Below are 7,082 nucleotides of genomic sequence, written 5' to 3' on the forward strand. Positions count from 1 at the left end.
CGACCATCACCATCCCAATCTCCGACTAAATATTGGTCTTCGGAATTACCATTGCCATAGCCTTGAATCAGATCGGAACGCCCATCGTAGTCAAAATCCATAATGATTTGATTGCCACGACGCACCGCGATGTTATCCCGACCATCACCATCCCAATCTCCGACTAAATATTGGTCTTCGGAATTACCATTGCCATAGCCTTGAATCAGATCGGAACGCCCATCGTAGTCAAAATCCATAATGATTTGATTGCCACGACGCACCGCGATGTTGTCTCTGCTGGAATCTGAAAGAGTGTTGGCTGATAAATTGAGTTGATAGTCAAGACGATTATCATTTTCCCCATCAACATAATTAATGTTGGCAAAATAAGTCCCAGGAGGTGAAGCCAATAAAGAAATATTTAATATGCTGTCAATCTTGCCAGTACGAAAAGCTAAAAGCCGATCGTTGTTGTCTAAGACACCATTCAAGTCTTCGTCGAATAATAGCCATATATTTGCCCGATCGTTTGCATCTAAACCAGTAATCTGAAAAGAGAGTTTCAGATTACTGATTGTATTTAGCTCAAACTTGTAGATATCATTTTCATATAAGTTATCTTCTAAAAAACTGGAATTTTCAACAATATTTCCGTCTGATTCTACAAGACCAAGATCGTAATTGTATTGGTAGTCAAATTGAGTTTCATTGTTATCAGTTGTAGGATTATCGGGATTAACAGGAGGAAGAACAACAGTTTGAGAACCCATGATTTTATTCCTCTAAACCTTATCTTTACTTGAAGTTTAGAAAAAATTGAGAAATTTTAATGTGAGAAAAAATCAGGTATTTATCGCCATAAAGCTTAAGAAAATATAATTACAGGCTGTATTACTTGTGATTTGGTAGCTTTATCGCATCTATACCCCCGTCAAAATCGCTCAAATTAAGCTAAAGCACAAAATTAGCTGAATATCTGTGGAAAAAAATCTGAAAAAATCAGCTATTTTAGGCAGTAAACCTTAAGATAATTAAAAATACTTATATGTTATTACCACGAACATGAACGAAGAAGTTGCCGTTTCCTTGCTACATCAGCTATTAAACACAAACAAGATTGGCGATCTGCAAGAAGCGGTATTTCGATTATCTTATCAGGGCAAAACTTATCAGCAAATAGCAGAGGAAGTAGGTTACGACCACGACTATATTCGGGATATTGGGTTTCGTTTGTGGCGCAGTTTGTCCCAGAAATTGGGGATTAGGGTAAGCAAGAAGAATATTCATTCTGTATTTAATGACTATTTAGTGCATCAACAGTTTGAGCAAAATGGTTTATCCGTGCCATCGGTAAGTTCTCCCCAGCAGTTTCGAGATTGGGGAGAGATGAAGGATACTAAGATTTTTTACGGACGCGATCGCTCTTTGCGCCAGGTAGCAAACTGGATTGTCAAAAATGATTGTCGTTTGGTAGGTGTTTTTGGCATTGGTGGAGTGGGGAAAACTACTTTTGCAGCCAAGTTAGCTGGGGAAATAGGCAAACAGTTTGATTATTTGATTTGGCGGAGTGTGGCTAATGCACCGAAGATTGAGAATATCTTAGGGGAAATTATTGGTTTTTTATCCCATCAGCAAGAAAATGAATTGAATTTGCCTAAAAGTATTGATGGTAAATTGCGCCAGCTTTTGACATATTTGCGGGAACATAAATGCTTGATTATTTTAGATAATTTTGAGTCGGTTTTGCAAAGTTGTGCTGGCACTTATGACGGTAGAGAAGGTTGTTATTTAGACGGTTATGGCGGGTTTGGACAATTATTAGAAATTATTGCCGATACAGAACATCAAAGTTGTCTGTTGATTACAGGTAGGGAAATTCCCGTTGGTTTTTGGCGTCGTAGTGGTGAGGATACTGCCACTAGATATTGGCAACTATCAGGGTTAGATATTATTGAAGGGAAAAAACTGTTACAACATCAAGGCAAGTTAGTAGGAAGCGATCGCGATTGGGATAAGTTGATTAATTATTATGGTGGCAATCCTCTGGCATTGAAAATTGTCGCGGCTACAATTCGCGGGCTTTTTGCTAGTAATATTAGTGATTTTTGGCAAACTGATATTGGTTTATTTGGGGATATTAACGATCTTTTAGCGGAACAATGCGATCGCCTGTCTCAGTTAGAAATTAGCTTAATGTATTGGTTGGCTTTGTCTAGGGAAGCAGTTACCATTGCCGAATTACAAGATAAGATTTTAGGCAATATTGCTAGTAATCAATTATTAACGGAATTGCAATCTTTACAACAGCGCAGTTTGGTAGAGAGAAATAAATTGGGTTTTACTTTGCAACCTGTCGTTATGGAGTTTTTTAGTCAAAAATTCGTCGCTCAGATCGATCGCGAAATTACTAACAATAGTCCCGATTTATTAAATACTCATGCTTGCCTGGATGCTTCGGGCAAAGATTATGTTAAGGAAAATCAGATTAAGTTTTTTTTTCTCCCCTCATCCAGCGTTTAACGGCTCAATTTAATTCCTTAAAAGATTTAGAACATCATTTAAAACAATTATTACCTCTAGTTTCTAACTACGGTGCGGGTAATATTATCAATCTTTTAATTCAACTAAACATAGATTTAACGGGTTACGATTTTTCTGATTTAACTATTTGGCAAGCAGATTTACAAACCATACCTTTACACCAGGTTAATTTTACTAATTGCGATCTCAGTAAATCAATTTTAGCTACCAGATTGTATTGTATTTTTCGTTTAGCTTTTAGTCCCGATGATTCTTGTCTGGCTTCGGGAAATTCTGCAGGAGAAGTTACCCTCTGGCGTGTCAAAGATGGCAAACAAATTCTCTGCTATCAGGGACATAAAACCATTGTCTCTGGGTTGACTTTTAGTCCTGACGGTCAATTGGTTGCCAGTCAAAGTCTCGACGGTACAATCAAGCTCTGGCATAGGTATACAGGAGAATGTTATCGAACTTTTACCCATCAAAATAACTCTTTTTCTACTATCTGTTTTAGTCCCGACGGGAACACTATTGCCAGTCAGCACAGCGAAAACCAAATCAGTTTATACCAGATTAAAAATGGGGAATGTTCGATAATTCATACAGAACATCAAGACCGTATGTTTCAAATTACTTACAGTCCCGATGGTCAATTTATTGCCAGTAGTAGTTTAGATGGCACGATTAAAATTTGGGATCTTATTACTCACCAATGTTGTCAAATAATTACAGCTACCCCAGATAAAATCTATGCAGTAGCATTTCATCCCCAAGGAAAAATTATTGCCAGCGGTAGTGGTGCTGGTTTAGTCAAACTGTGGGACTTAGCAACGGGATGTTGTATTCATACCTTTCGCGATAGTGGCAAAACCGTCTGGGGTTTGGCTTTTTCTCCCAATGGCAATATTCTTGTCAGTAGCGGTGAAGATTTAAGCATCAAAGTCTGGGATGTGAAACTAGGCTTATGTATGAAAACCTTTACGGGTCATAAAAGTGTTATTTGGGCGATCGCTACGAGTAAATCTGGTAAATTGATTGCTAGTGGTGGCTGGGACAATCAAATCAAAATCTGGAGTTTAACTCCTAGTCGTTGTTTAAAAACTATTTTGGGCTATGCTAATTGGTTTTGGTGTGTTGCTTTCCATCCCCAAGATAGCAAACTTATCGCTACGGGCAGTCAAGATGGAAAAGTCAGACTGTGGCATCGACAAACGGGTGAATGTCAGCAAGTTCTAGTAGGACATAATAATTGGCTGACAGGGGTGGCATTTAGCCCCGACGGTCAAACTCTGGCAAGTTGCGGTGGCGATCGCTATATTAAGTTATGGGATATTACTACTGGTCAAGCCATGCAAACTTTTGCGGAACATCAGGGAATGGTTAGATCGGTTGATTTCAGTCCCGACGGGAAATTACTCGCCAGTGCTAGCAGCGACTGTACGGTTAAAATCTGGGACATGGCGACAGGAATATGTCGGCAAACTCTAACTGCTTTTGATGATTGGCTAGAATGCGCTCGATTTTCTCTTGATGGTCAATATTTAACTGCTTCTAGTTCGGAAGGCAAGATTCAAGTTTGGCAAACATCAACTTGGGAATGTTGGCACAGTATTCAGGAAAAAGACCGAGTTTTATCGGTGATTTTGAGTTGGGATAATCGCTTATTAATTAGTGCTAGTGTTAACGGTGCAATCAAAATTTGGAATACTGCAACGGGGCAATGTATTCGTCAACTAGCTGCCCATCAAGATATGGCTTTTGGTTTAAAATTGTTACCCGACGGTCAAACCCTAGTTAGTATTAGCCACGATCGCACGATTAAGTTTTGGAATTTAGAGTCGGGAGACTGTTTGGCTACCCTAGAAGGGCATAGCGATCGCATTATGGATTTGGATCTCAGCTACGATGGCAAGTATTTAGCTACCGCCAGCCACGACGAAACAATTAAAATCTGGAATCTTGCTAGTTGGCAATGCGATCGCACTTTAAAACTTCAACTATTATATGAAGGAATGAATATTACCAATACCAAAGGTTTAACTAGTTCGGAGCAAAAAGCTTTAATTAACTTAGGGGCTAAACTTGAAGTTTAGTAGTAGTGAATTGGTTACTACAATTAAGGAACTAGAAGCCATAGCGATCGCAGCTAAGACGGGAGAGAGGAGTAAGCCATAGCTGGGCAGGAGAATCCCCGCAGCAATCGGAATAGCCAAGAGATTGTAAGCCAAAGCCCAAATTAGATTTTGTTTAATTTTACTAACGGTAGCCCGACTCAGTTCGATTGCCGTAATTATGTCTTGGAGTTGGTTTTTCATCAGTACAATATCCGCAGTTGCGATCGCCACATCCGTACTGTCTTGTAGGGAAATACCCACGTTTGCTTGAGCTAAAGCTGGCGCGTCGTTGATGCCATCTCCCACAATAGCTACCTTCTTATCTTGTTCTTGGAGCGATCGCACTATTTGAGCTTTATCGGCGGGTTTTACTTCGGAAAATACTTGAGTAATATTTAATTCCTGGGCTACGGCTTGAGCTACTTCCGAGCGATCGCCCGTTAATAGAACAAGATCTAATCCCAGATCTTGCAAGCGATCGACGGTTGCCTTGGCATCGCCACGAATACTATCTTGAATGGCAATAATTCCTTTTAAGACTCCGTCTGAAACTAAATAAACGATAGTTTTGTTTGCTTGGGCTATTAATTGAGCTTCGAGAGTATATTCTACGGGGATTTCAATTTGCGATTCCCTTAAGAAAGCTTCGTTGCCGAGAATAATGGTTTTTTCTGCAATGGTTGCCGATACACCTCGTCCAACAACAGTTTGACAATTTTCTGTTTCTAATAAAGATAATTCCTTACTAGCTGCTGCCTGTAAAATAGCTTGGGCTAAAGGATGATTGCTACTATTTTCTACCGATGCAGCTAACTGCAATAATCGATCGGAATTAAGATCGCCCAAAGAAATACAGTCAGTAACTTGAGGCTTGCCCACAGTCAAAGTACCCGTCTTATCAAAAACTAGAGTGTCTACTTCTCGGACTTTTTCTAAAATATCGCCCCCTTTAATTAAAATCCCTTTTTCCGCACCAATGCTAGTACCGACCAAAATAGCCGTGGGAGTCGCCAAGCCAAGGGCGCAGGGACAAGCAATTACCAAGACAGCGATCGCTAATTTTAAGCTCAATAACAACGGAGAAGTTTCCATGACCGTTTCTCCCATTGGCATTGTCATCGAATGAGAAGCCGTAACTAATACCGACTGCCATACCTTTGTGCCATAAAAATACCAAAAACCAAAAGTCAAAGTAGCAATTGCCATTACCCCATAGGCAAAATAACCCGCGATCGTATCTGCTAGTTGCTGTACGGGGGCTTTACGAGTTTGAGCGTCTTCAACTAAATTAATAATCTTCGCTAAGGTAGTGTCCTTGCCGATTTTGGTAACTTCTAGGGTAATTACTCCCGATTGATTGATCGTTCCTGCGTAGGCAGAATCCCATTGAGCTTTGGCTACGGCGATCGATTCCCCAGTCAACATCGATTCATCGATGGTGGTTTCTCCCGCAACAATTTTGCCATCCACAGGAATCTTCTCTCCTGGTAAGACGCGCAACCACTCCCCAGACTTAACCCGATCGACAGGAATTTCAATGGTTTCCGTATTATTATTCTTGCCAATCAAACGAGCGATAGGAGGCTGTAAAGAAACTAATTTTTCCAATGCCGCCGAGGCTCGATTGCGGGCTTTCCCTTCTAGGGTACGTCCCAATAATATAAAACCCAACAACATTACAGGCTCATCAAAAAAGCATTCCCAACCCAATTGAGGAAAAAATAAAGCAAAACAGCTAGCTAGGTAAGCACTAGTCGTACCCAAACCCACAAGAGTATTCATGTTGGGCATTCCTTTAGTTAGCGATCGCCAACCATCTAGTAAAAGCGATCGCCCTGGAATCGATAACGCCAGAGTTGCCAAGGCAAAATGAATCCAAATATTACTCAAGACGGGAATATAAGGCAAACCCAGATGATGTAAATGCCCGATGCTCGAAAAAAATAATAAAAAAGCGGCAGTAATCAGTTGCCGCGAGCGATTTTTAGCTGCTGCTTCTCGTTTCGCTTTATTTTCCGCTGCGGTTTGATAAATACTGCGATCGCTGGGGCGTAATTCCGCAGGAAAACCCGTTTTAGTCAACTTATCCGCCAAGATTTGCGGGGCGATACTCTTGGCTTCATATTCCACCACCGCCACTTCCGTAATCAAATTAACACAAGCCGAAACAACTCCCTGATTTTGCTCCAACTGCCTTTCCACCGCCTTAACACAACCAGCACATTTCATGCCATTGACATCTAAGACCACAGTTTCCAACTCAGAGCAGTCTTGATCTTGATTCTGATTCTTATTTTCTACCGAAGATGACGGAGACTTAACCATTAACCTTTTTAACCAATAACCTATAACGACTTGACGGGGTAACTTGAAGATTGGGTGACAAGTAAAGCGTGTAAAGCGTAGCTACTCATTACTCATTACTCATTACTCATTACTCATTACTCATTACTCATTACTCATTAC

Annotated in this window: 3 protein-coding genes and 1 pseudogene; 2 read left to right on the forward strand and 2 right to left on the reverse strand. The window is 40.4% G+C overall.

The features are described 5' to 3' along the window. Positions 1-752, reverse strand: a pseudogene (locus AC33VI_RS07910) (hypothetical protein); the annotation flags it as partial. A gap of 292 nt (positions 753-1,044) precedes the next feature. Between AC33VI_RS07910 and AC33VI_RS07915 the strand changes: the two are divergent. Together AC33VI_RS07915 and AC33VI_RS07920 are read left to right on the forward strand one after the other, a co-directional pair. Further along, positions 1,045-2,502, forward strand: a complete 1,458-nt coding sequence (locus AC33VI_RS07915; RefSeq protein ID WP_491781724.1) for a helix-turn-helix domain-containing protein — start codon at positions 1,045-1,047, stop codon at positions 2,500-2,502. A 233-nt stretch (positions 2,503-2,735) separates the two neighbouring features. Beyond that, positions 2,736-4,595: a WD40 repeat domain-containing protein gene (locus AC33VI_RS07920; protein WP_491781725.1), complete on the forward strand. Its 1,860-nt coding sequence runs from the start codon at positions 2,736-2,738 to the stop codon at positions 4,593-4,595. Here AC33VI_RS07920 and AC33VI_RS07925 read toward each other — a convergent pair. Continuing rightward, entirely contained in the window at positions 4,572-6,941 is a 2,370-nt protein-coding gene (locus tag AC33VI_RS07925; RefSeq protein WP_491781726.1) for a heavy metal translocating P-type ATPase, read from the reverse strand. The genes AC33VI_RS07920 and AC33VI_RS07925 overlap by 24 nt on opposite strands. Between the last annotated feature and the right edge of the window lie 141 nt (positions 6,942-7,082).

It is taken from the genome of Waterburya sp. (assembly GCF_058530065.1).

Bases quoted from the DNA above. Each gene is read 5' to 3' on its own strand.
- AC33VI_RS07925 (WP_491781726.1), bottom strand. From the start codon at position 6,941: ATGGTTAAGTCTCCGTCATCTTCGGTAGAAAATAAGAATCAGAATCAA.
- AC33VI_RS07915 (WP_491781724.1), top strand. From the start codon at position 1,045: ATGAACGAAGAAGTTGCCGTTTCCTTGCTACATCAGCTATTAAACACA.